Genomic DNA, 20,750 nt, shown 5'->3' on the forward strand with positions numbered 1-20,750 from the left:
TTAACCGGCGTCGTGGCTGCTCAGGCGGTGGCGACACCCCGGAAACCGGCATACAGCCGAGCGAACGCGCGGGCGGCGGCGGTCAGCTCGGCGACCGGCACATACTCGTCGGCGGTGTGCGCGACCGTCATCGACCCGGGCCCGTACACGACCGTCGGGATGCCGAGCTGATTGCGCAGGAACCGCGCGTCCGTGCCGAGTTTCAGCCCGCTGACCGGTGCGTCGTCCGCCGCCTTGCGGACCTCGGTCACGAACGGGTGCTGCGGGTCCAGTTCGGAGCCCTCGGCGAAGGCGAGGACGTCCGCGTCGTAGTCGAACTTGCCCGCCGCGTCGATCAGTCCGGTGACGGTGGCCAGCGCCTCGTCCCGGGTCTGGCCGGGCAGCACGCGCCGGTCGATCCGCAGCCGGCATTCGGCGGCCACGATGTTGACGGCGGTGCCGCCCGCGATGGTTCCCGCGTTCGCGGTCGGGATGCCCAGCAGCGGATGCGCTTTATCGCCGAAGTCGGCGAGGTGGAGCGCCGAGACGATCCGCGCGGCGTCGGCGACGGCGGAGTGCCCGGCGGCCGGATCGCTGCCGTGCCCGACGCGCCCGCGCACCACGATCTCCACCATCAGCGAGCCGCGTTCGGCCACCCCGACCCGCAGTTCGCTGGGTTCGGGCACGACAGCCGCGTCGGCGTGCACCAGCCCAGCCGCGACCAGCGCCTCGGTCCCGGCCCGGCCGCCGGTCTCCTCGTCCGCCACGAGATGGAAGACGATGTTCGCGGGCGGCACAATTCCGGCGTCACGGCAGGCGCGCATCCCTTCGAGCGCCGCGGCGATCCCGCCCTTCATGTCGCAGGCGCCGCGACCGTAGAGCAGCCCGTCCCGGACCAGCCCGCCGAACGGCGGCACGGTCCAGTCCTCTTCGGACACTGGCACGACGTCCACGTGCCCGTTGACCAGCAGCGTCGGCCCGTCGCCGGACCCGATACGGCCCAGGATCGACGGACGCCCCGGTTCGGGCTCGAAAACCTCGACCTCGGCACCCAGTTCCGCCAGGACTCGATACAGCGGCTCGACCACCGGCCGTTCCCCGCCGGGCGGGTTTTGTGTGTCGCACCGGATCAAGTCCGCCGCCAGGCCGGTCACCCTCGTAGCTTGGACGGCGGCAGCGGCGTTCATGCGGACTCCTCAAGGTGTGCGGTCAACGCGGCTAGAGCTTCGGCGTCGAGGAACCCCAGCGGCGCAAGCCCTTTCGCGAACCCCACCAACGCAGGACGGAACGCCGCCACCTCCGCGAAGAGGTCGGCGGCTTCCCGATGCCGTCCGGCGCGGGCGAGCAGGACCGCGCGCCAGAAGTCGGCCTCGCGGTTGTCCGGCCCGATCACCTCCGCCGCCGACGCGAGATCGTTCAGCCGCGCGTCCAACTCGTCCGGTGTGACACCCTCGAACGGCCCGAGCGTCAAGCCGCGCGCGAACATCACCCCGCCGACCGCGCCGAAGGCCCGCGAGCGCGGGAGGAGCCGGGACAGTTCTGCGAGCGGATCCGGATGGTCGTCGACCCGCAGATCGACCACCACCTCGTTCCACGGCGTCGGGCTCCGTCGGCCGGAGACGACCAGCAGTGCCGCCGACTGGGCACCGCGCACGTCTCCCCCGGCACCGTCCGCCGCCTGGAGTCCGGCGAGGATACGGTCGGCGAGGTCGCCGCCCGCGGTCTCGAAGGCGGACAGCGCGGCCTGGCACACGTCCGGGGCAGCCAGCATATTCCCTTGCACCGTCACCTGATGACCCCGCGCGGAACCGGTGTGCGGCGCGCACGACCCGCCGGTGTGCGTGCCCACCGAGCCCCGTGCGTCGACGACTCCCAGCTGGCGATAAGCGGAATCCGGGTCCTCGGCCACCAGCAGGTCCACAGTGGACGGTGCGGGTACGCCTGCCCGCAACAACTCCAGGCCGCGAGGTCCGTAGTCGACGTTGACGAACGCCTGGGTGGCCACCGCGCCGACGCCCGCCTCGGCCCACGGCAGCAACGTGCCCACGCCGAAGAAATGGGTCTGGGCGCCGACCCCGAGGCTTCCGGTGACCGGATCGCGCGCGACGATCGAGTACGTCACGGCCTTCCTTCCTCCGCCCGCGCGAGGTGGTTCCGGAGGAGGTCGGCCACCTGGCCGGTTTCCTCGAGCATCGGCAGGTGACCCGTGCCGTCCAGCTCCATCGCGGTGCCGCCGGTGGCTTCGGCGAGTTCGCGCGACATCGCGGGCGGGCACGTCGGGTCCTCGGTCCCGGCCACCGCCAGCACCGGAATCCCCGACGTGGCAACCTTTCCCGCCAGGTGCCGGATGTCCGCGCCGAACGCTCCGTAAAGGATCTCCGCGACCACCGTCGTCGGCCGGGCGCCGACCGCTTCCGCCATCACCTCCCGGACCCGCGCCGAATCCCGGTGCGTCCGGCCCACGATCTCCGGCACCTGACCGGCGAAGTACCCGGCGGTCCCGGCGGCCTCGAGTTCGCGCACCATCGCGGCGATCGCCTCGGCCGGAACGCCGGTGCCCAGCGTCGAACCGAACGCGGCGACGCTGCGCACCCGCCGGGGATGCAGCGCGGCCAGCGCGACGCTGATCGTGCCGCCCAGCGACCCGCCGGCCAGATGCGCCTCGTCCAGCCCGAGCGCGTCGAGGACCGCCAGAACGTCCGGCACGTAGCCGTCTTCGACAGTGAACGGGCCGGTCTGCCCGGAGTTCCCGTGCCCGCGCAGGTCCGGCGCCACGACCGGCCGGTCGAGCCGGGCCGCGACGTCCTCCCAGACCACTGCCGCGGAGTTGATCGGATGCAGGAGCACGAGCGGGACGCCGGGCCGGTCGTCCGCCGTGCGCAGCACTGAGAGCTTTCCGGCCGGCCCCTCGACGCTGACGCGGTCCAAACCCATGCTCATTCCGTGCCGTGCTTGGGCATCTGCGGGTCCTGGACGCTCACGTGCATGTGCCAGATCCGCCAGTCCGGGCTGCCCTTGCCGTCGTCGCGGCGGAAGAACTCGGTGGTGCGGAACGGGGTCGGGACCGCGTCCTGCTGGCCGGGAGCCACCACGTCGGCGGTTCCTTCGGCGGTGAGCAGCGCGACGTCCCCGAAGACCTGGACGTCCGGGCCGACGGTGTCCTTGATCGCGGTGATGCTCAGCCCGATCTTCGCGGCGTTGACCCACAGCCGGTGCTTGTCCAGCACGCCGTGGTAGGTGTGGCCGTTGAGGTTGAACTGGTGGTAGCCGTCGCCTTCGGGGAAGTACGGCAGCATCCGGTCGGCGACGAGGCCGATGTTCGCCTCGTACCAGCCTTGGTGCACTTCGAGGATCCGCTCGAGGTCAGTGCTCATGGTCGTGCCCTTTCAGTGGGTGAATTCGCCGGTCAGTTCTCCGACCGCGGCGAGAGTTTCTTCCGCGCCGCCGGCGACGACGGTCGCGATGGCGACGTTGTCCGCGCCCGCGTCGAGGTATTCCTTGAGGCGGGCCCGCGCGGTGTCCTGCCCGCCCACGACGCCGAAAACGTCGAGCCACTCGTCCGGCATCTCCGCGGCGACCACCTCGGGACCGCCTCGCGAGAGCATGTCCGCGAGCTGCTCGTTGGCGCCGACCGCGCCGAACAGCGGACCAGGGCCACTCGCGGCGAGGTAAAAGGCAAGAACCGCTTTGAGCGCCTCCCTTGCGGCGGCTGCCTGCCCCGGATCCCGCGTGACGTTGGCCGCGGCGAGGACGGTGATCGTGATGCGCTCGTCCCGCCCGGCCGCGCGCGCGGCTTCGTCCAGCTTGCGCCGCGCGCTCCGTACGTATTCGACCGGTGCGAGCGCGCTGACGAGCAGACCGTCCGCCATCCGCCCGGTCAGCTCGAGCCCCTTGTCCCCGAGCACCCCGGTGAACAGCGGCACCGGCTCGGCGACCGGGTGCGTGATCGCGACCTGGCGGAACGCGGCGAACCGGCCCTCCTCGTCGATCGTCTCGCCGCGCAACAGTCCGCGGACGGCGGTGAGGGTTTCGCGCAGGGCGCTCATCGGCGACCGCTGGGTCAAGCCCATTTGCGCGGTCCAGGCGGGGACGCCGTGCCCGATCCCGGGCATCAGCCGGCCCGGGTAAGCGCGGGCCAGCGTGCTGATTTCCATGGCCAGCAACGCCGGATGCCGGACGACCGACGACACGACCCCGATGCCGACCGGGACCCGGGACGTCGCTCCGAGCGCGAGCGCGGCGCCCGCGATGCCGCCGAGGAAGAAGTAGTCCTCGGGCAGCCACAATTCCCCGAAACCGGCGGCTTCCGCGGCCGCGGCCTGTGCGCCGATCTGTTCCGGCGGAGTGGTGCTGCCGAGCAGCACTCCCAGCCGGCTGCGGGACGGGTGGGTCATCGGCGGGCTCCTGTCGTGCGGGCTGGTTCACCACGTTGGGCTCGACGTTAGGAACCGCACCGGGTCCCGCGCTTCGGGCACGGCGACGAAACAGGCGGAACGCGACAGTGCACCGTGCACGACCGGCGGCCGTTTTGTGCCAAGGTGGAAGCAGAGGGAAGGCGGAGACGATGCGCGAGTGGCGTTGGCTGGCAGCGGCAATGCTGGGACTGTGCCTCGCCGCCTGCACCGGCCCCGCCAGCCAGCCGGAACCCAAGGCCCCGGCGACTCCGACCACCTCCGCGCTCAGCGGGAGCTACGACCCGGCACGGTTCGCCTCCATGGTCCGGACCCGGGCGAAGGAGGCGGGAGTGTCCCCTCGGCTGGTCATGGCGATTCTCTTCAACGAGTCGTACAAACCGCACGATCCGGCTCTTGAACACGCCTGGCAGCGGCTCAAGCCAGGAGCCGCGTTCGGGGTCGCGAACATGCACGAAGCGACCTTCGACGCGACGAAGAAGGGCCGCACATTCGCCGGACGCTCGTGGGACCAGCTGCCGGACGACCCGGACCTGGCGATCCAGGCCGAATCCTGGTACCTGCACGACCTGGCCGCGCAACTGCCCGCGCACCGGTCCGGCTCGATCACCTCCGACGAACTGCTCGCGCTCGGCTACAACGCGGGACCGGGCGCGATGAAGAGCTTCGCCCGCGGGACCAAGCCGGGCCCGCAGGCACAGTCCTATTTGGACACTCTGCGCGGGAACTGGGCCAAGGCGGGCAAGGCGCTCGGCGAGCCGTGAACGGGTTCCGGCCCCCGAACGCCGCGATCAAGCCGACCCGACCGGTACCCGGCGCCGATCCTCGCCCGCACTCCGGAGGTGCCGAGCGTCCGGCCGTATCCGTCGACCGCGAACCGGCCAGTGTACTCTTCGGACACATACGGCTCCCGGCATTTCCGCGCTCACCCGCAGCCGCCCGGGGCCTCGACGCGACAGAAGCCCTCGGGTGCCCCAGCCGGGATGAGCGGCGTGATCCACTCCGTCACCGCGTCGACGACCGCGGCTTCGAGATCGTCGCGCGTCACCCTCCCGGCCGCGGCGGAACGTCGGGCTCCGCGCGCCGCGGCCCAGAACCGCTCGAGCCTGGCGGAAGTTTCGTGCGACGCGGAGCCGAGGATCCCGGTCACCGCGGCCCGGTGGTCACCCGTGTCCACGGGAGCGAGCTTAGAGCGGGCCTCCTCTGTGGACTCCGCACCGCAATAATTGACTCGCACACCGCAATCCCGAACATTGAGGCAGCGCCCGGCCCAGCCCTACGGTTCCTTGCGTGGCTGACATTTCTGCAGGCGAGACCCCCTCCCCCGAACGCTTCGCCATCGACGTCGACAACGCGGACCTCGCCGATCTGCGGACCCGGCTGGACCGGGTCCGGCTGCCCGAGCACGAGACCGTGCCGGACGCGTCCCAGGGAATCCAGCTGGCGCAACTGTCGACCCTGCTGACCGCGTGGCGCGAGCACGATTGGCCCGCGCTGCAGCAGCGGTGGAACGCTATCCCGCACTACCGCGTCGTCCTGGACGGCTTGGGGATCGCGTTCTGGCACGTCCGTTCCGCCGAGCCGGACGCCCTTCCGCTGGTGCTGACGCACGGCTGGCCCGGTTCGGTTCTCGAGTTCGAGGACGTCATCGGCCCGCTGACCGATCCGGTCGCGCACGGCGGTTCCGCGCGCGACGCCTTCCACCTGGTGATCCCGGCACTGCCCGGGTTCGGGTTCAGCGACCGGCCGCGGGAGCAGGGCTGGAATCCCGGCCGTACCGCGCGGGCGTGGGCGCAGTTGATGACCGTGCTCGGCTATCCGCGGTTCGGCGCGCACGGCGGGGACTGGGGCGCGTTCGTGAGCACCGAACTCGCGCGCCTGGTCCCCGAACGCGTCGCGGGACTGCACCTGACGATGCCGATCGCCTCGCCCGTGCCTGACGACCTGCTCGCGCCCAGCCCCGCCGAACAACGCGTCCTGGACCGGCGGAACCGGCACCTCGCCGACGGCTACGGCTTCGGGTTGCAGATGAGCACCCGCCCGCAGACCCTGGGCTATTCGTTGCTCGACTCGCCCGCCGGGCTGGCCGCGTGGCTGGGCGAGAAATTCGCCGCCTACTCCGACACCCGGCCGGAATCCGGCGGCGGCGTAAGCATTTCGCAGCAGATCGACACCATCGCGCTGTACTGGCTGACCGGCACTGGCGCGTCCTCTTCGCGGTGGTACTGGGAGGCGATGCGCTGGGTGGCCCGCAGCGCGGATGAGGAGAACGCGCAGCCGGTGACCGTGCCGACCGCCTGCTCGATCTTCCCGGCCGACCCCTGGCCCGCCGTGCGCCACTGGGCCGAACGCCGCTACCTCGACCTGCGCTCCTGGCACGAACTCGACCGCGGCGGACACTTCCCCGGGCTGGAGCAGCCGGAGCTGCTGGTGTCCGAGATCCGGGAAGCGTTCCGGCGCCAGCGCTGATGCCGGGCCCGTCAGGAATCGCGGTACGCCGAGGGCCGCGTCCCGGTGTGCCGCAGGAACGCCGTCGACAGCGCGGCCGGGTCAGCGAATCCGCAGCGCCCCGCGATCTGGGCGATGGTCAGCTCGGTGCCGCGCAGCAGCCGTTTCGCCTCGTCGATCCGCAACCGGGTCAGGTACCGGTACGGCGTCTCCCCGGTCGCTTCCTTGAAGACCCGGACCAGGTGGTAGACGCTCAGATGCACCTCGCCGGCGAGATCCGCCAAGGTGACCGGCTCGGCGAGCCGCTCGCGCATCGCCGCGACGACCGCCCGGACCCTCGCGTTCTCCCGCGTCGGCGCGGCCCGGGCGGACCGCCGCGTGTGCCGGGTGAGCAGCTGCATCGTCAGGAACGCCGCCGCGGACTCGGCATACAGATCGTCGGCCGCGCCCGCACCGCCGACGGCTCGGATGATCTCCTCGACCAGCGGATCTCCCGCCGTCAGCGAAGCAGCCACCGCAGCGAAGTCCACCGCGGTGCCCCCGAGTTGCGCGGCTGTCGCGTCGACGGTGTCCCGCGGAATGTGGACCTGCACGCTGTCCAACACGCCGGTGGCCCGGTAACGCCGCACCGCGGGCTGATCCGGAAGCATCAGCTCGGCGCGCCCCGGCGTCCACGGAGTGCGTCCCCACCGGCCGTCCCGGCGCGTCTCCATCACCGCGCTCCGCCCGACCGGCAACACCAAATGCAGATCCGCCGCAGCGGGCAACGCCATTTCCTCGGCGACGGGGACGTGCTCGAACCGCTGCACGAGCAAGGACTCCCACCCGGCGTCCGCCCAGCTGCAATACGTGCGCCGGACGTAGCGCGCCATGTCGAACCCGGCGTACGGCTGGAGATCCAGCCGTGTGGAGTCGAACACCATGGTTCCCAGGCTAGCCACGATCAACACCAGGAGGCTCGATGACCACCGCCCGCACCGCCAGCCAGGCCCTGCACGCCGCCGTCCGGAGGCGAGACAAGGAGGCCTGGCTGGCGCTGTTCGCCGCGAATGCCCTGATGGAGGACCCGGTCGGCCCTTCCCATTTCGACCCGGACGGCACCGGGCACCGGGGCCGCGACGCCCTTTCCGCGTTCTGGGACCGGGCCATCGCACCGAACGACTCGATCGAGTTCCTCTTCGACGACTCGTTCGCCTGCGGGAACGAGGTCGCTTACACCGGCCACGTCCGCAGCGAGAACGGCGGACAGGTGCTCGAGGCCGAAGGAGTGTTCGTCTATCGCGTCGACGAGGCGGGGAAAATCCTTGCGGTGCGCGCCTTCTGGGAGGTCGAACGCACCATGCGCACGATGCGGCCCGCGTGAGGGCTATGCGCGACGCTCGAAATGGCGGCGAGTCCGCTGGCGCGACAGCCAGTACAACGCGTGCGGGACCCCGGCGAGGAGACCGCACCCGGCGATGCATACGCCGGTCACGAAAATCGGGTAAGAATCCACGCCATCGCTTCCGGCGCGCGCATCCTTGAAGGCGAAGGTTGCCCGGGTCAGCACGAGGTCCCCGGTCGCGACCAGGCCGACCGCGACCGCGGTCACCCGCCGGAGACGCTTCTCCCAGGCCAGCACAGGGACCTCAGCACGCCCCTCGCGCAGCCGGACCCGCAGCGCGGCCACCGCTGTCCCCGCTCCGATCAGCAGACCCGCCCCGGTCGTGCCCAGGCCGAAGAGGAGGGCTCCTCCGGCGCCGATGTTGGCGCCGCTGTGCGGCGGCGCGGTGATGAGCATGACGAATCCCATGCCCAGCAGCACAGCCCCGGCAATGAGGATCCAGCTCGTGATGACCGTCAAGGTCCTGACATTGATTCTCGCGGTACTCATGGTTCCTTCCGGCTGAATGACGCCTCCGCCCGGTCGTCCCGGCCGCTGGTGCGCAGCGCCGGTTTGCCCGGGCATTCCCCCTCCTGATCACCCAGCCGCCCGCGTCGCTCGCCTCGGGCGGAACGCGGGAACAACTGATTTCAGGCAAATCCATCGTATCCGGCCACAACCCGCCGAATGGGCCTCAGCGACGGTGTCGCCAAACGGTGACCAAGACAGGCACTCGAGCCTTTCTCAGCCGACGCGCGGCGCGGGAATCACGACCCCGTCCGCAGGCCGGTTGCCGCGGTAGCGGGCCACGACGACCCGGACCCCGTTGCGGAACGCGTCCGGCATCGCCGCGAGCACGGTGCTGCGCGGCACCGGACGCGGAACGTCCAGCCCGGTCATCGGCCGGGCCAGGCCGATCCCGCGGACGGTCCACCGCAGCCGCCCGTCCTTGTCCTGATCGGTGAACTCCAGCGAAACCGGGCGCAGCGCCGCCACGCGCACGAGCCCGCTGTCCGGCCCGGTCGGGATCAGCACGTCGCCCGCGTCGAGAAGAAGGCAGACCCGCAGGGCAGGCGTCAGCCCGTCGATGGCAACGATCCCGCGACGGCCCCGTTCGGGTGACCGGAGCAGCCGGACGCATTCGCGATGCGTCAGCTCCACGTCGTCCATCGCCCGGCTCCTCCCCTGCGCTTCGGTGAGCCCAGGATCCCGATTCCGCCTCGCGGAGCGCAAGGACGCCCACCGCCGGACGGCACTTCCTGCCGGAACTCAAGGCTTTCGCGGTCCGGTGCGGCGCATTTCCCGCTGCTGTTGAACTATTCGCCGGAAAACTCGATCACGCCAGCCTTGTTCACCGGGTCGTGGGACAGGCGCGGCGAGCGCTATCCCGGATCGCGGTACCAGCGGCGATGGACCATCGGCTCCACAGCCAGCACGACGACTGCGGCGGCGAGCGCGACCGTCCAGGCGAGCCAGTGGCGGCTTCGGCAGCTTGGGCCACGCCGAGGCCAACGCGGCGACGCCCGTTTCGGCAGGCCTGCCTTGGCATCGCGGCATACCGGTCGACGCGTGCGGCGGGTGTGCTCGCCATGCTGGCCGGACCCGCGACTCAGCGGCAGGTCAGCTCGCCCCCTGCCGGACGTCCGTCCCGTGCTCGGCGAACGCTTTGAAGTCCCGCATATGCTGCTGCGACTGCTTGCGAAACGAGCCGACCATGAGCCGCGCCACCAGTCGCATCAGGGGCCCGTCGAACCGAAACTCGCTCTCGCTCTCCCACCGCGTCGTGTCCGGACCGGCGTCGACGATCCGATCGCGCTGGGCCTGCCACATCCCTTTGGCGGCGATCTCCCGTTCGTAATGCACGACGACCGACCTGGGCACTGCGCGGATGTCCGCGGGCTCCAGCCGCGTGATGGTCTCGGTGGCCTCCACCCGCTGTTTGCCCCTCTGGAACACCACGCGCGAGGTGGTGCCGACCTGGCCGTGTGCTCCGTTCACCGGTTCGTGCAGAACCAGGCCCCGCAGCCACTTCGCCAGGTGCGCCGGGTCGGAGATCAGCTGGACCACCTTCTCGCGAGGCAGGGCGATCTCGATCGAGTTGGCGTACTTCATCGCTCGCTTCCTTCGGGGGCGTAGAACGCGGTGGTGGCTGCCACCGCAGCCGCCACGCGATCCGGGTCGCCGCCGGCGGCCAGGTGAGCTTCGCCCCATGCCGCCGCGCTGCGCCGTGCGAACTCGCGTCCCCCGGACAAGGTCCGGAACTCGTCATGATCAAGGGTCTCGCCGTCGGCCAGGAAGCGCGACAAGGAGAGGAGATGCAGATCCCAGCCCACACCGCCGGCACCAGGGCCGTAAGTCGGGAACATGGGCTCCCCGACGGCCGCGGCGTGGACCAGCTCGAATTCGGTGCCCCCGGCAGTGCCCGGAGACAGCCTCACCTCGACCTCGCTCGTGCCCGGCCACTCGTCGGCCCCGGGCCCGAAGAGCCAGGACACCCGCAGCCGCCGCGGCGGGTCGCAGGCGAGGATCTCCCCGTGCTCACCGCCGTCCAGCTCGAACGATCCGCCCAGGCGCAGGTCACCGGTCACCGGCTTCAGCCAGCGGCCCAACCGCTCGGGGTCGGTGATGGCGTTCCACACCTCGTCGACCGACGCGTCGTAGTCACGCCGCAGCTCGATCGTGTACGCGTCGCCGGCCGGCAGGGTCGCGGTGCCCATCGCCCGGCGCGCAGCGGCCAGTTCGTCCAGTACGTCCTTCACGTCATCGTCCTTTCGCTGGCGGACTGGCCTTGCCGACACCCGAGGTCCGGGATGCTCGCCTGCCGCGGGCCAGCTCAGTGCCCAGGGCATCGAGCCGCTGATTCCAGAACCCGCGAAACCGGTCCAACCACTCGTCGACCTCGCTCAGCGGCGAAGGGTCGACGGCGTAGAACCGGCGGGCTCCCTCGGCCCGGACCGAAGCGAACCCGTTCTCGCGCAGAACGCGCAGATGCTGCGAGACGGCCGGCTGGGACAGTGCGAACTCGGCTCGAATCACGTCGGTGATCGCGCCCGACGTCTGCTCACCGTCGGCGAGCAGTTCGAGAATGCGGCGGCGCACCGGGTCGCCGAGAATGTCGAACGCGTGCACTGCCCGGATCATACCGGCCGTGGCTTATATAAGCTAGAGCCGGTACTTGGTGCCATCCGCGGTATCGGCGTCCGATCCGTCTCACCAATGCCGGTGTCGACCGAGACCTGCTCCCGGTGTCAGCAAGACCGATGTAGTCACCCAGCCCGCAACGCGCCGGAGCCGTTGGCCGCACAGTGAAACCCGGCCGTCAGGGCAGGTCGGCGGTGAGCAGGCGCAGGCCCTGTTCGAAGAGGTCGGTCAGGTCGGTTCCGGTCAGGTGGTCCTGGGCCTCGGCGAGGTGCGGGTAGTCGCCGGCCTGGATTGCTTCGCGCAAGTGGCCGATGTCGGCGGGCAGGTCCGGACCGGATTGGATCGCTGCTTGTTCTTCGAGGGTGTGGCCGGTTGCGAAGTGCAGGACCAGCAGCGCGGTTTTCATCGCCGCTGCGGCGTCGAGGCCGGTTTCCCGCAGCGCGCCGTTGAGGGCTTCGGCGAAGCCCAGGGTGTTCGGCCCGACGGCGTGCGTGCCCGCGTACACCCGTGCACCGTCGCGATAGGACAGAAGTGCGGTGCGCAGGCTTCTCATCAGGGCCAGCACCCGTTCGCGCGGCTCGGCGATTCCGTCGGCGGCGGTGCGGCAGCCGTCCAGCATCGACTCGGCCATGGCGGTCAGCAAGGCCGTTTTGGTTGGGAAGTAGCCGTAAAGCGTCCCCACTTGGACGCCGACCGCGGTGGCCAGTTTCCGCATGGTGAGCGCGTCGAGGCCCTCTTCGTCGAGCAGCCGGAGCGCGGCGGCGGTGACGTGGGCCCGGTCGGCGGCGGGCGGGCGTCCTCGGGTGCGGGGCTGGTGCGCGGTCATGGCATGGCCAGCCTAGCAGCGTGTTTGACAGCTTCGCGCTTCCTCAGGACACTGGCGGCAGGTTTAAATGAACATTGTTCGGAAAATAGTGGAGGCGGCTGTGGACACCGAGGTCGTGATCAGCGGGGCAGGCCCGACGGGGCTGCTGCTCGGCGCGGAACTGGCGCTGGCCGGAGTGCGGGTCCGGATCCTCGAACGGCAGCAGGCGCGGCACGGCCAATCCCGCGCGCTCACACTGCATCCGCGCAGTATCGAGATCCTCGAACTGCGCGGCATCGCCGACCGGTTTCTCGCCCAGGGCCGCACTGTCCCGAGCTGGCATTTCGCCGGGCTCTCGCGGAAGCTCGACTTCTCCGCGCTGGACACTCGGCACGGCTACACGCTGTTCCTGGAGCAAGCCCGGACCGAGCAGTTGCTCGAAGAACGCGCTCGCGAGCTCGGCGTCGAAATCTCCTACGGGCACGAAGTCGTGTCGCTGACTCAGGACGACGACGGGGTCAACGTCGCGGGCGTCGGGCCGGACGGGGACTTCCGGCTTCGTGCCGCGTATCTCGTGGGCTGCGACGGCGGCCGGAGCAAGGTCCGGGAGTCCGCGGGCATCGGATTCCCGGGCTCGGACGGCACGATGAGCTCGATGCTCGGCGACTTCGCGGTCGTCGACCAGGAGGCGATCGCCGCGGCCGGGCGCGTTCCGCTGCTGATCGCCCCGCTTTCCGGAGGACTGACCCGCATCGTCGTCACCAGTCCGGAGCGCATGCGCGTCCCGGCAACGGAGCCCGTGACGTTCGAGGAGTTCCGCGCCACCCTGGTGGAGCTGACGGGCACCTCCTTCGGCATCGCGGAGCCGCGCTGGCTTTCGCGCTTCGGCAACGCCACCCGGCTGGCCGAGCATTATCGGTCCGGCCGCGTTTTCCTCGCGGGCGACGCGGCGCACATCCATTTCCCGGCGGCGGGCCAGGGCCTCAACACCGGCCTGCAGGACGCGATGAACCTCGGCTGGAAACTCGCCGCCGAGCTCAACGGCTGGGCGCCGCCGGGCCTGCTCGACACCTACCACGCGGAGCGTTTCCCGGTGGGACAACTGGTCGCCGACAACACCCAAGCCCAGACGCTGTTGCTGGAACTCACCCTGGTCCCCGACTACCAGCGTCCGGTCGCCGCGGTGCGCGGACTGCTGGATTCGTTGCTCGAAATCCCCGAGGTCAACGCCCGGCTGGCCGGTCTGGTGTCCGCCCTGTCGACGTCCTATCCAGCACCCGACGACGACCCGCTCGTCGGCACCCGCGCGCCCGGCCGGATGCTCGGGTCGCAAGGCGCGAATATTTTGCACGACGGTACTTTCGGCTACTTCGGAGACGGCGCAGAGCAGGTCGCCGAAGGCTGGAAAGACCGGATCACGGTGACCAGCACCCGACCCGAGAACCTCAGCGAACTCCTCGTCCGACCGGACGGCCACATCGCATGGGTCCGCCGCGAAACCGATCCGCCGGACGCCGCGCGCCGGGAAGCCGCGATCACCGCCTGGGCCGGAGCGGCGGCGCGGCGATGACCGAGTACCTGACCCCTGCCGGGCTGCACCGCATCCCCGGAGCCTTCACCCCGGTCGTGCGCGTCGCCGACCTCGTTTTCCTTTCCGGGCAAGTCGCCTGGGACGAGCACGGGAACCTCTGCGGCGACGACCACGCGACCCAGATGCGGCGGATCGCGCACAACCTCGACGTCGCGCTCGCCGCCGCCGGCGGCGGACGCGAGGACATCGTCAAGGAAACCGTTTACGTCGTGGACTATCGCCCCGAGCTGATCTCCGGACTCTTCGCCGCACTGCGCGAAGGAGTGCCCGCAGCTCCGGCGAGCACCCTGGTCGGAGTCGCCGCGCTGTTCGCCCCCGACGTACTGGTCGAGGTCGACGTCATCGCGAAGGTGCCCGCGCCATGAGCCACTACGTCCTGGTGCACGGCTCGTGGTGCGGCGGCTGGATATGGGACCGGATCGCGGCGCGGTTGTCCGAGCAAGGGCACACTGTCGCCGCGCCCACGCTCACCGGCCCCGGATTGCGGCAGCACCTCGACGAAGTCGGGCAGGTGCTCCAAGACCAGGTCGTCCTCGTCGGCCACAGTTACGGCGGGATGGTCGTCGCCGGGCTCGCGGACGCGCATCCGGAGCAGGTGCGCGAAGCGATCTATCTCGATGCTTTCCTTCCCTCGCCCGGCGAATCTGCCTTCGACCTCATGCCGGTTCTGCGTCGGCTGTTCACCGAAGCGGCGCAGTCTCACGACCCGTCGGGCCGGACCGTTCCGCCGTTCGGGCTCGACGCGCTCGGATTCACCGAGCCTGCCGTGGTCTCCCGGCTGCGGCCGATCGACCTCGCCAGCCACGAAGAACCCCTGCCGCCGTCCTCGGCCACGCGGCCGCCTGGCCGCTACGTTCTTTTCGGCGAGCACTCTCCTTTCTCGGTTATGTCTGCCCGCGCTCGGAAGCTGGGCATGGAATGCCGGACCGTCGCGACCGGCCACTTAGGACTGTGGACAGCGGCCGCCGAAGTGTGCGCGGCCCTGACTGGGCCGGAGGGATCTCTTCCCGGACGTCGCTGAGGCAGCGAGGTCCGGGCACCCGAGGGCGTGCCGGGCACACGGCGCGTCCCGCCGCGATCGGCGAGCCCGTCCGGATCAGACCGGGCAGACCCCTGGCCCGGCAGCGCACCGCCGCGCGAGTCCAGCCCGTAACGAGCCCATCCGGATCAAGCCGGGCGGATCTCTGGCCCGGCAGCGCAGCACCGTAAGTCCAGCTCCTAACGAGCCCGACCGGGCCACGCCGGGCGGCCCGCTGGTCCGGCAGCGCTCCGTCGCGAACCCAGCCTCTGGTCCGGGGCATGCGAACGCGCCGAGTTCGCCTGGCAGCAATGCTTCGCCGACCCGCGGCAGGCAGCGCCGCACTCGCACTCGCACTGGCGGTCCCCGCCGGGGAACGACCTTCCGCTGGCCCGGCCTTTCCGCCGTCCGGACTCTTCCGACATTCGTACGGCACCCGGGACATTCCCTACGAAAGTCGCCCAGGGCCCGAAAACGCGAAAAATCCCAGCACCGGCAACGCATATACGAATTGACCGCTGAATCCGGAACATTCCGTTGGTCCGTTTGGAGCATTGACGCTCCCGGGCGCCGATCCTTTACTCGACTGTGCTCGGCCGCATACCCACCGTGAGCAGCCGGGCGCGTTCCCTCTCCCCGCACCCATCGTCCTGCCTTCAGGGAAGGAAGACCTCGATGCCCCATCGCGGACTCACCACGGGCCTGGCGGCCGCCGCCGGTCTCGCCCTGTCCCTCGCGTTGCCGTCGGTCCCGGCGAGCGCGGCCTCCCCAGCCCAGCCCGTTTCCCCCGACGTCGCCGCCGCTCGCGCCGCCGACCAGGCGGTCGCCTCCGGGCTCGGCGGGCTCAGCCGCGGCCCGGCGGAGGCGTTCCGGCGCGTCGGCCAGACCGCGGGCGACGCCGGGCTCTTCTACAGCGCCTACGAGCGCACCTACCAAGGCCTGCGGGTCGTCGGCGGGGACGCGGTCGTCGTCGCGGACGGAGCCGGCAACGTCCGGGACACCAGTGCCGCGGAAACCGCGCCCATCGCCGTTGGGACGCAAGCTGTTCTCGACGCCGCGAAGGCCGCTTCCACGGCACGCGCCCAACTGCCCACTGTGGACAGTGTGAGCACGCCCGAAAAGGTGGTGCTGGCCGGGGCGAATCCGAAACTGGCGTACGAGGTCGTCGTCACCGGGCGGACGGCCACGGCGCCGAGCAAGCTGCACGTGTTCGTCGACGCCGCCACCGGCGCGGTGCTCGATCAGCGGGACGACATCAAGACCTTCAGCTCCGGGGCCAAGTCCCAGGCGCGGCCGAACGCGGTGAACGCGGCGGGCACCGGCAACAGCTACTACGTCGGCACCGTCTCCATCGACACCACCGGATCCGGCAGCTCGTACTCGATGCGCGACCCGGGCCGCCCGGGCATCAGCTGCGGCCGCGAGGGCGGGTCTGTCTACAGTGGACCGGACAACAGCTGGGGCAACGGCTCCGGCACGAACCTCGAGACCGGTTGCGTCGACACCCTCTTCAGCGTCCAGACCGAATGGAAGATGCTGAAGGACTGGCTGGGCCGCAACGGCATCAACGGCAGCGGGCGCGGCTACCCGGCGTCCGTCGGCCTGAACGACGTCAACGCCTATTGGGACGGCTCTTCGACGCACTTCGGGCACTCGCAGGACAACCGGCGCCAGGCCACGTCGATGGACGTGGTCGGCCACGAGTTCGGGCACGGCATCTTCCAGACCACGCCGGGCGGCGCGGGTTCCGGCAACGAGAACGGCGGCTTGAACGAGTCGACCGGCGACATCTTCGGCGCGATGACCGAAGCGTACGCGAACAACGCGAAGGACCGGCCCGACTACGAGGTCGGCGAAGGCGTCAACCTGGTCGGCCAGGGCCCGATCCGCTACATGTACAACCCGTCGAAGGTCGGCGACCCGAACTGCTACTCGTCGTCGATCCCGAGCACCGAGGTGCACGCCGCGGCCGGTCCGCAGAACCACTGGTTCTACCTGCTCGCCGAGGGCTCGAACCCGGGCGGCGGCAAGCCGGCCAGCCCGACCTGCAACAACAGCAGCGTCACCGGGATCGGCATCCAGAAGGCCGCCAAGATCTTCTACAACGGCCTGCTGAAGAAGACCTCGTCGTGGAACCACAAGGCGGCCCGCAAGGCGACGCTCCAGGCCGCGATCGCGCTCTACCCGGGCAGCTGCACCGAGTTCAACGCCACCAAGGCAGCTTGGAACGCCGTCTCCGTCCCCGCGGTGTCCGGGGAGCCGACCTGCACGACGCGCACCACGCACTGACCTGGTCCGGCCGGGTCCCGCCCGCCGCCGCGCGCCGGGACCCGGCCTGCCCGGCCAATCCCCCGAGAACACCCGCTCTCCCCACCCCAACCGAAGGAACGCACCGTCATGAAGTGGAAGACAAGAATCGGCGCCGGGGTCACCGCCCTGGTGGCGGTACTGGGCGTCGTCAGCGTGCCCGCGGCCACCGCCGCGCCCGCCTCGGCGCTCGCGGCCCCGGACATCTCGCTGGCCAACATCAAGACCCACCTCAACCAGTTCCAGGCCATCGCCCGCAACAACGGCGGCACGCGCTCGCCGCGCGGCGGCGGATACGCGGCGTCGGTGTCCTATGTGGAAAACCTGCTCAAGAACGCGGGCTACACCACGAAGCGCCAGACCTGCACGAGCTGCACCGGACGGTCGCAGAACCTGATCGCGGAATGGCCGCAGGGCGACGCGAACCAGGTCCTGATGCTCGGCGCGCACCTCGACTCGGTGAGCGCAGGCCCCGGCATCAACGACAACGGTTCCGGCAGCGCGTCGATCCTCGAGGTCGCGCTGACGCTGGCCCGCACCAACCCGGCGATGGCCAAGCGCGTCCGGTTCGCGTGGTGGGCCGACGAGGAGTCCGGCATGGTCGGCTCGCGGTACTACGTGAGCACGCTGTCGAGCGCCGAGCGCTCGAAGATCACCACCTACCTCAACTTCGACATGATCGGCTCGAAGAACTGGGGCTACTTCGTCTACGACGACGTCGCTTCGGTCAAGGCCGTGTTCGACGAATACTTCGCCTCCGTCAACATCGAGACCGAGGGCGACACCGAAGGCGACGGGCGGTCCGACCACGCGTCGTTCAAGCGCGCGGGCATCCCGGTCGGCGGCCTCGCGACGGGCGCCGGCGACATCAAGAGCTACGAACAGGCCCAGAAGTGGGGCGGCACGCCGGGCGCGGCGTTCGACAACTGCTACCACCGCGCCTGCGACACGACGTCGAACATCCCGGACACGCCGCTGGAGAAGAACTCCGACGCGATCGGCTACGCGGTGTGGAAGCTGGCGGTCGCGGCGGCTCATCGCTGACCCTGACTTCCAGCGCCGGGACCGGGCACCCGCTCCGGGCCGCCGTCGCGAAGACGGCGGCCCGGGGCGTCCGGCTCTCCGGCGAGAATCGGTCCGATCAGGAACGGGCGGTGTCCCGCGAGTTCGGGCAGGTCGAAATGCTCGAACTCGTTGCGCCGCAAGTGCCATCGGACGACGCGGCGAGTCAGTCCGCGGTGCGGCTGGGAGAAGACCAGGGTGTCGGAGGTTTCCCAGACCGGCGCGGACGGCACGGCTTCGCCGGACTCGCAGCCGTCGGGAAGCGGGTGTTCGCCGATGGTCCCGGTGGCAAGGTCGAGCAGCTGCGCGGCGGGCGGGTCGTACCCGAACGAATACATCCGCGTGCCGCCCGGCACGAACCGCCAGCGGTGGGGTTCCGGGACTTCCCGCCGTTCCCCGGACGCGGTGAATACCGCCAGTCCCCCGGCTTCTTCGCGCAATTGCGCCCCGGACAACGGATCGAGCCGATGCACTGGCGACGCTAGGTTCACCGGTTCCTCACCCGGTGTCCAGCGGGAAGCGACGAGGGCTCCCGAATCCGTCGTGAAGCAGACAGCGCCGTCGTGGATGCCCAGGACGCTCCGGGTCAGCTCAGGCGATCGGGGAAGGCTCCACGCTTCTTCCGTGGTCACATCGTACAAATGCACCTGGTCCCACGACCGTCGGCCGATGTGGGTCTGCACGCCCGCCAGGTAGCGTCCGTCCGCGCTGCGGACGGGCCGGATGTCCAGGTCCACCGGAAGCTGCCGGGCCGTGCCCGACCAGTCGATCAGCTGTCCCTGCCCGCCGGACGCGGCGACGTAAATCCCGGCCAGGGTCTCGAACGCGCGATACCGATAGTCGCTCTCGACCCGGCCGAGGATGCCCAGCTCTCCCCCGTGCCAGACGCCGACCGTGCCGTCGCCGGAAACAAACCCGGCTCGCGGCGGAGGACCGGCCACGGTCGGCGGTTCCTCTTCGCGAACCCTTCGGACGAGCGGCACGGGCTCATGCCGCAACGGCGGGCGGGGAAGCGCCGCGACGGTGTCGTTCTCCCGGCGGATCAGCTTGTCGCTGACCGAATACTCGAGCAACGGCTCAACGGTTTCCTCCGGGACCGCCAGCAAAGCGGCCAAATCCTTGACGTGCGCCGGATCCGACCACGCCGCGATGCTGACGAGATCCGCCGCGAGCAGGATGTACACGGCGCGGACGGCGGCCGCGTCCAACCGGGCGGCCAGGTCCGCTGGCAGGTCGAGCACCTCCGTGGCGCGCCGCGGCGTTCCCGCCGAGTACCCGCCGGTGCCGTCGTCCACGAGCAGGCCTGCCGCGACCAGCAAGGGAATCGCGTCCCGTCGCGTGCGCGGCGGGTCGACGCCCAACTGGGCACACACGGTGTCCGAGGGCGGTTCACCGGGCAACGGTTCGTCGAGCCAGCCGTCCGGGCGCGACATGCCCACGAGCGTGAAGTACCACGAGACTTCGATCAGGTGGTAACCCACTACCTCTTGCCAGCCCGGGTCCTCCGGATGCAACGCGGGACGGGTGCGTTTGAGCCACCGCGGCGGCTCCGGCCCGTCGGGTGACGGCCAGAACTGGATCAGCCAGACGTCGCCCTCTTCCCCGGCCGCCGCCGGTTTCCGGCAGACCCGCGTACGGAAAAGGCCTTTCGTTCCCAGGTTCAGTGCGTCGCCGCCGGCGCCGCCGGTCAGCAATCCCAGGCTCACGGCCCCGGAGCGGCTGTGAAACGGCGACTCGACAACGTCTTCCCATGCCTCGAGCCGCAGTTCCGGCGGCCCGTCGTGGGCTTCGCAGCGCACTGCTTGCCAGGGATGGCTTGCCGAGCAGTGCAGCCAGCCGTCGCCCGCTGTCGCGACCGTGCCGGACAACGCGTTCGTCGCGAGTTCGCCGAGCAGTTTGTTGTCCAGCGCGGGCGCGCTGCGGTATACGTCGTCTCGAAGCACAATGGTGCCGTAGTCGGGCAGGTACTCGTCCTCCTCGGAGAACCCCAGAAGCGTCATGCCCAGCAAGGTAGCGGCGAGGTCTGACAATTTCGGCGGCAGCGGGATTTCGCCGGTGTCAGTTCTGGATAATCTCGCGCGGCTCGCAACGCTATTCGCGAAAGGCAGCGGGAGGAGAACGGAATTCGGATGACGCGGCGGGAAGAGAAACAGAAATATCGCAAAGGGCACTCGATCGTGGCATCGCTCGAGGGCGGTGAGTATGCGCCGGGCTCCTCGCCCGGAAGCCCCGCTCGGTCTCTTTCGGATGCTTCTCCGGCCCAGCCCGCGCCTCCGTTCCCTCCATTGTCCGCCGTCGAGGGACTGCGAGCGGGCGACGCGATCTGAGTCAGCCAGTTCCGCGACGGCGGAACCTGGCCCGTACTCGGCCGCCCGGCTCGAGCCGTGCCGACCGGGCGATGCCGAACTTCGCGCGCGAGGGCGCTCTCGTGCCGGACCGCCGGCTACGCCGTGAATACCCCGGCGAAAACCCCCGGCAGCCACCTGGCGACAACGGATCGACGCGGCCGATGCTGCGAGCCAAGGCGGTCGTCGCCGGTGTCCTCATGCGGACCCTCACTGCCGCTGCCACACCGGCAGAGACTTCCGAGGCGACAAGGGCGCCGCCCAGCTGCGAAAGCTCGG

Annotated in this window: 22 protein-coding genes; 8 read left to right on the forward strand and 14 right to left on the reverse strand. The window is 70.4% G+C overall.

Annotation, left to right across the window (positions count from 1 at the left end; genetic code table 11):
* Positions 1-20: 20 nt before the first annotated feature.
* From EIZ45_RS41250 to EIZ45_RS41265, 5 genes are read right to left on the reverse strand one after another with little or no spacing between them, the layout of a single operon-like run.
* On the reverse strand, positions 21-1,166 hold the full coding sequence (locus EIZ45_RS41250) for a M20 family metallopeptidase (RefSeq protein WP_134669081.1): 1,146 nt from the start codon (positions 1,164-1,166) through the stop codon (positions 21-23).
* On the reverse strand, positions 1,163-2,101 hold the full coding sequence (locus EIZ45_RS41255) for a DUF1028 domain-containing protein (protein WP_134669079.1): 939 nt from the start codon (positions 2,099-2,101) through the stop codon (positions 1,163-1,165). The genes EIZ45_RS41250 and EIZ45_RS41255 overlap by 4 nt, the downstream gene beginning before the upstream one ends.
* A complete protein-coding gene (locus EIZ45_RS41260; RefSeq protein WP_240690916.1) occupies positions 2,098-2,913 on the reverse strand; it encodes an alpha/beta fold hydrolase in 816 nt (271 codons plus the stop codon). The genes EIZ45_RS41255 and EIZ45_RS41260 overlap by 4 nt, the downstream gene beginning before the upstream one ends.
* Before the next feature lie 2 nt (positions 2,914-2,915).
* Positions 2,916-3,353 carry a nuclear transport factor 2 family protein gene (locus EIZ45_RS46615; protein ID WP_205670276.1) on the reverse strand — a complete coding sequence of 146 codons (438 nt, stop codon included), beginning with the start codon at positions 3,351-3,353 and terminating at the stop codon, positions 2,916-2,918.
* A gap of 12 nt (positions 3,354-3,365) precedes the next feature.
* Complete coding sequence (locus EIZ45_RS41265; protein WP_043828373.1) at positions 3,366-4,373, reverse strand: LLM class flavin-dependent oxidoreductase; 1,008 nt, start codon at positions 4,371-4,373, stop codon at positions 3,366-3,368.
* 170 nt (positions 4,374-4,543) lie between these two features.
* Here EIZ45_RS41265 and EIZ45_RS41270 point away from each other — a divergent pair, with 170 nt between their 5' ends.
* Positions 4,544-5,155: a transglycosylase SLT domain-containing protein gene (locus EIZ45_RS41270; RefSeq protein ID WP_134669075.1), complete on the forward strand. Its 612-nt coding sequence runs from the start codon at positions 4,544-4,546 to the stop codon at positions 5,153-5,155.
* Positions 5,156-5,316: 161 nt separating this feature from the next.
* Here the strand turns inward: EIZ45_RS41270 and EIZ45_RS41275 are convergent, their stop codons facing one another.
* A complete protein-coding gene (locus tag EIZ45_RS41275) occupies positions 5,317-5,568 on the reverse strand; it encodes a hypothetical protein (protein WP_134669073.1) in 252 nt (83 codons plus the stop codon).
* 113 nt (positions 5,569-5,681) lie between these two features.
* On the opposite strand from EIZ45_RS41275, the gene EIZ45_RS41280 reads away from it, so the two are divergent.
* Positions 5,682-6,860, forward strand: a complete 1,179-nt coding sequence (locus EIZ45_RS41280; RefSeq protein ID WP_370318240.1) for an epoxide hydrolase family protein — start codon at positions 5,682-5,684, stop codon at positions 6,858-6,860.
* A gap of 11 nt (positions 6,861-6,871) precedes the next feature.
* Here the strand turns inward: EIZ45_RS41280 and EIZ45_RS41285 are convergent, their stop codons facing one another.
* Positions 6,872-7,762 (reverse strand): AraC family transcriptional regulator, encoded by an 891-nt coding sequence (locus EIZ45_RS41285; protein WP_134669071.1) that lies wholly within the window; start codon positions 7,760-7,762, stop codon positions 6,872-6,874.
* 38 nt (positions 7,763-7,800) lie between these two features.
* Here EIZ45_RS41285 and EIZ45_RS41290 point away from each other — a divergent pair, with 38 nt between their 5' ends.
* The gene (locus EIZ45_RS41290; RefSeq protein ID WP_134669069.1) at positions 7,801-8,202 is read left to right on the forward strand and encodes a nuclear transport factor 2 family protein; all 402 of its coding nucleotides are present in this window, start codon (positions 7,801-7,803) and stop codon (positions 8,200-8,202) included.
* 3 nt (positions 8,203-8,205) lie between these two features.
* On the opposite strand, the gene EIZ45_RS41295 is transcribed toward EIZ45_RS41290, so the two are convergent.
* The 6 genes from EIZ45_RS41295 to EIZ45_RS41325 form a co-directional block, all read right to left on the reverse strand.
* The gene (locus EIZ45_RS41295) at positions 8,206-8,682 is read right to left on the reverse strand and encodes a hypothetical protein (protein ID WP_134669067.1); all 477 of its coding nucleotides are present in this window, start codon (positions 8,680-8,682) and stop codon (positions 8,206-8,208) included.
* A 264-nt stretch (positions 8,683-8,946) separates the two neighbouring features.
* Entirely contained in the window at positions 8,947-9,372 is a 426-nt protein-coding gene (locus EIZ45_RS41300) for a hypothetical protein (RefSeq protein ID WP_043828369.1), read from the reverse strand.
* A gap of 450 nt (positions 9,373-9,822) precedes the next feature.
* Positions 9,823-10,314, reverse strand: coding sequence for an SRPBCC family protein (locus EIZ45_RS41310; RefSeq protein WP_037819602.1), 492 nt, complete (start codon positions 10,312-10,314; stop codon positions 9,823-9,825).
* Positions 10,311-10,961, reverse strand: coding sequence for an SRPBCC family protein (locus tag EIZ45_RS41315; protein WP_037819600.1), 651 nt, complete (start codon positions 10,959-10,961; stop codon positions 10,311-10,313). The genes EIZ45_RS41310 and EIZ45_RS41315 overlap by 4 nt, the downstream gene beginning before the upstream one ends.
* Before the next feature lies 1 nt (position 10,962).
* On the reverse strand, positions 10,963-11,331 hold the full coding sequence (locus tag EIZ45_RS41320) for a helix-turn-helix transcriptional regulator (protein WP_134669063.1): 369 nt from the start codon (positions 11,329-11,331) through the stop codon (positions 10,963-10,965).
* 190 nt (positions 11,332-11,521) lie between these two features.
* A complete protein-coding gene (locus tag EIZ45_RS41325; RefSeq protein WP_134669061.1) occupies positions 11,522-12,169 on the reverse strand; it encodes a TetR/AcrR family transcriptional regulator in 648 nt (215 codons plus the stop codon).
* 100 nt (positions 12,170-12,269) lie between these two features.
* On the opposite strand from EIZ45_RS41325, the gene EIZ45_RS41330 reads away from it, so the two are divergent.
* The 5 genes from EIZ45_RS41330 to EIZ45_RS41350 all read left to right on the forward strand — a co-directional run bounded on the left by EIZ45_RS41330 (position 12,270) and on the right by EIZ45_RS41350 (position 18,108).
* Positions 12,270-13,718 (forward strand): FAD-dependent monooxygenase, encoded by a 1,449-nt coding sequence (locus EIZ45_RS41330; protein ID WP_167756702.1) that lies wholly within the window; start codon positions 12,270-12,272, stop codon positions 13,716-13,718.
* Entirely contained in the window at positions 13,715-14,104 is a 390-nt protein-coding gene (locus EIZ45_RS41335) for a RidA family protein (RefSeq protein ID WP_043828363.1), read from the forward strand. Before EIZ45_RS41330 ends, EIZ45_RS41335 begins: the two co-directional genes overlap by 4 nt.
* Positions 14,101-14,760 carry an alpha/beta fold hydrolase gene (locus EIZ45_RS41340; protein ID WP_134669056.1) on the forward strand — a complete coding sequence of 220 codons (660 nt, stop codon included), beginning with the start codon at positions 14,101-14,103 and terminating at the stop codon, positions 14,758-14,760. The genes EIZ45_RS41335 and EIZ45_RS41340 overlap by 4 nt, the downstream gene beginning before the upstream one ends.
* Positions 14,761-15,432: 672 nt before the next feature.
* Entirely contained in the window at positions 15,433-17,046 is a 1,614-nt protein-coding gene (locus tag EIZ45_RS41345) for a M4 family metallopeptidase (RefSeq protein WP_134669054.1), read from the forward strand.
* 108 nt (positions 17,047-17,154) lie between these two features.
* Entirely contained in the window at positions 17,155-18,108 is a 954-nt protein-coding gene (locus EIZ45_RS41350) for a M28 family metallopeptidase (RefSeq protein WP_134669052.1), read from the forward strand.
* On the opposite strand, the gene EIZ45_RS41355 is transcribed toward EIZ45_RS41350, so the two are convergent.
* Positions 18,099-20,126, reverse strand: a complete 2,028-nt coding sequence (locus EIZ45_RS41355) for a hypothetical protein (RefSeq protein WP_134669049.1) — start codon at positions 20,124-20,126, stop codon at positions 18,099-18,101. The genes EIZ45_RS41350 and EIZ45_RS41355 overlap by 10 nt on opposite strands.
* Between the last annotated feature and the right edge of the window lie 624 nt (positions 20,127-20,750).

The sequence above is a fragment of the Amycolatopsis sp. CFH S0740 genome (assembly GCF_004522315.1).
Classification (GTDB): Bacteria; Actinomycetota; Actinomycetes; order Mycobacteriales; family Pseudonocardiaceae; genus Amycolatopsis; species Amycolatopsis nivea.

Excerpts from the sequence above, each read along its gene's own strand:
- EIZ45_RS41250 (WP_134669081.1), bottom strand. The coding sequence starts at position 1,166 with ATGAACGCCGCTGCCGCCGTCCAAGCTACGAGGGTGACCGGCCTGGCG.
- EIZ45_RS41260 (WP_240690916.1), bottom strand. The coding sequence starts at position 2,913 with ATGGGTTTGGACCGCGTCAGCGTCGAGGGGCCGGCCGGAAAGCTCTCA.
- EIZ45_RS46615 (WP_205670276.1), bottom strand. The coding sequence starts at position 3,353 with ATGAGCACTGACCTCGAGCGGATCCTCGAAGTGCACCAAGGCTGGTAC.
- EIZ45_RS41265 (WP_043828373.1), bottom strand. The coding sequence starts at position 4,373 with ATGACCCACCCGTCCCGCAGCCGGCTGGGAGTGCTGCTCGGCAGCACC.
- EIZ45_RS41270 (WP_134669075.1), top strand. The coding sequence starts at position 4,544 with ATGCGCGAGTGGCGTTGGCTGGCAGCGGCAATGCTGGGACTGTGCCTC.
- EIZ45_RS41285 (WP_134669071.1), bottom strand. The coding sequence starts at position 7,762 with ATGGTGTTCGACTCCACACGGCTGGATCTCCAGCCGTACGCCGGGTTC.
- EIZ45_RS41290 (WP_134669069.1), top strand. The coding sequence starts at position 7,801 with ATGACCACCGCCCGCACCGCCAGCCAGGCCCTGCACGCCGCCGTCCGG.
- EIZ45_RS41300 (WP_043828369.1), bottom strand. The coding sequence starts at position 9,372 with ATGGACGACGTGGAGCTGACGCATCGCGAATGCGTCCGGCTGCTCCGG.
- EIZ45_RS41310 (WP_037819602.1), bottom strand. The coding sequence starts at position 10,314 with ATGAAGTACGCCAACTCGATCGAGATCGCCCTGCCTCGCGAGAAGGTG.
- EIZ45_RS41325 (WP_134669061.1), bottom strand. The coding sequence starts at position 12,169 with ATGACCGCGCACCAGCCCCGCACCCGAGGACGCCCGCCCGCCGCCGAC.
- EIZ45_RS41335 (WP_043828363.1), top strand. The coding sequence starts at position 13,715 with ATGACCGAGTACCTGACCCCTGCCGGGCTGCACCGCATCCCCGGAGCC.
- EIZ45_RS41340 (WP_134669056.1), top strand. The coding sequence starts at position 14,101 with ATGAGCCACTACGTCCTGGTGCACGGCTCGTGGTGCGGCGGCTGGATA.
- EIZ45_RS41345 (WP_134669054.1), top strand. The coding sequence starts at position 15,433 with ATGCCCCATCGCGGACTCACCACGGGCCTGGCGGCCGCCGCCGGTCTC.
- EIZ45_RS41350 (WP_134669052.1), top strand. The coding sequence starts at position 17,155 with ATGAAGTGGAAGACAAGAATCGGCGCCGGGGTCACCGCCCTGGTGGCG.
- EIZ45_RS41355 (WP_134669049.1), bottom strand. The coding sequence starts at position 20,126 with ATGACGCTTCTGGGGTTCTCCGAGGAGGACGAGTACCTGCCCGACTAC.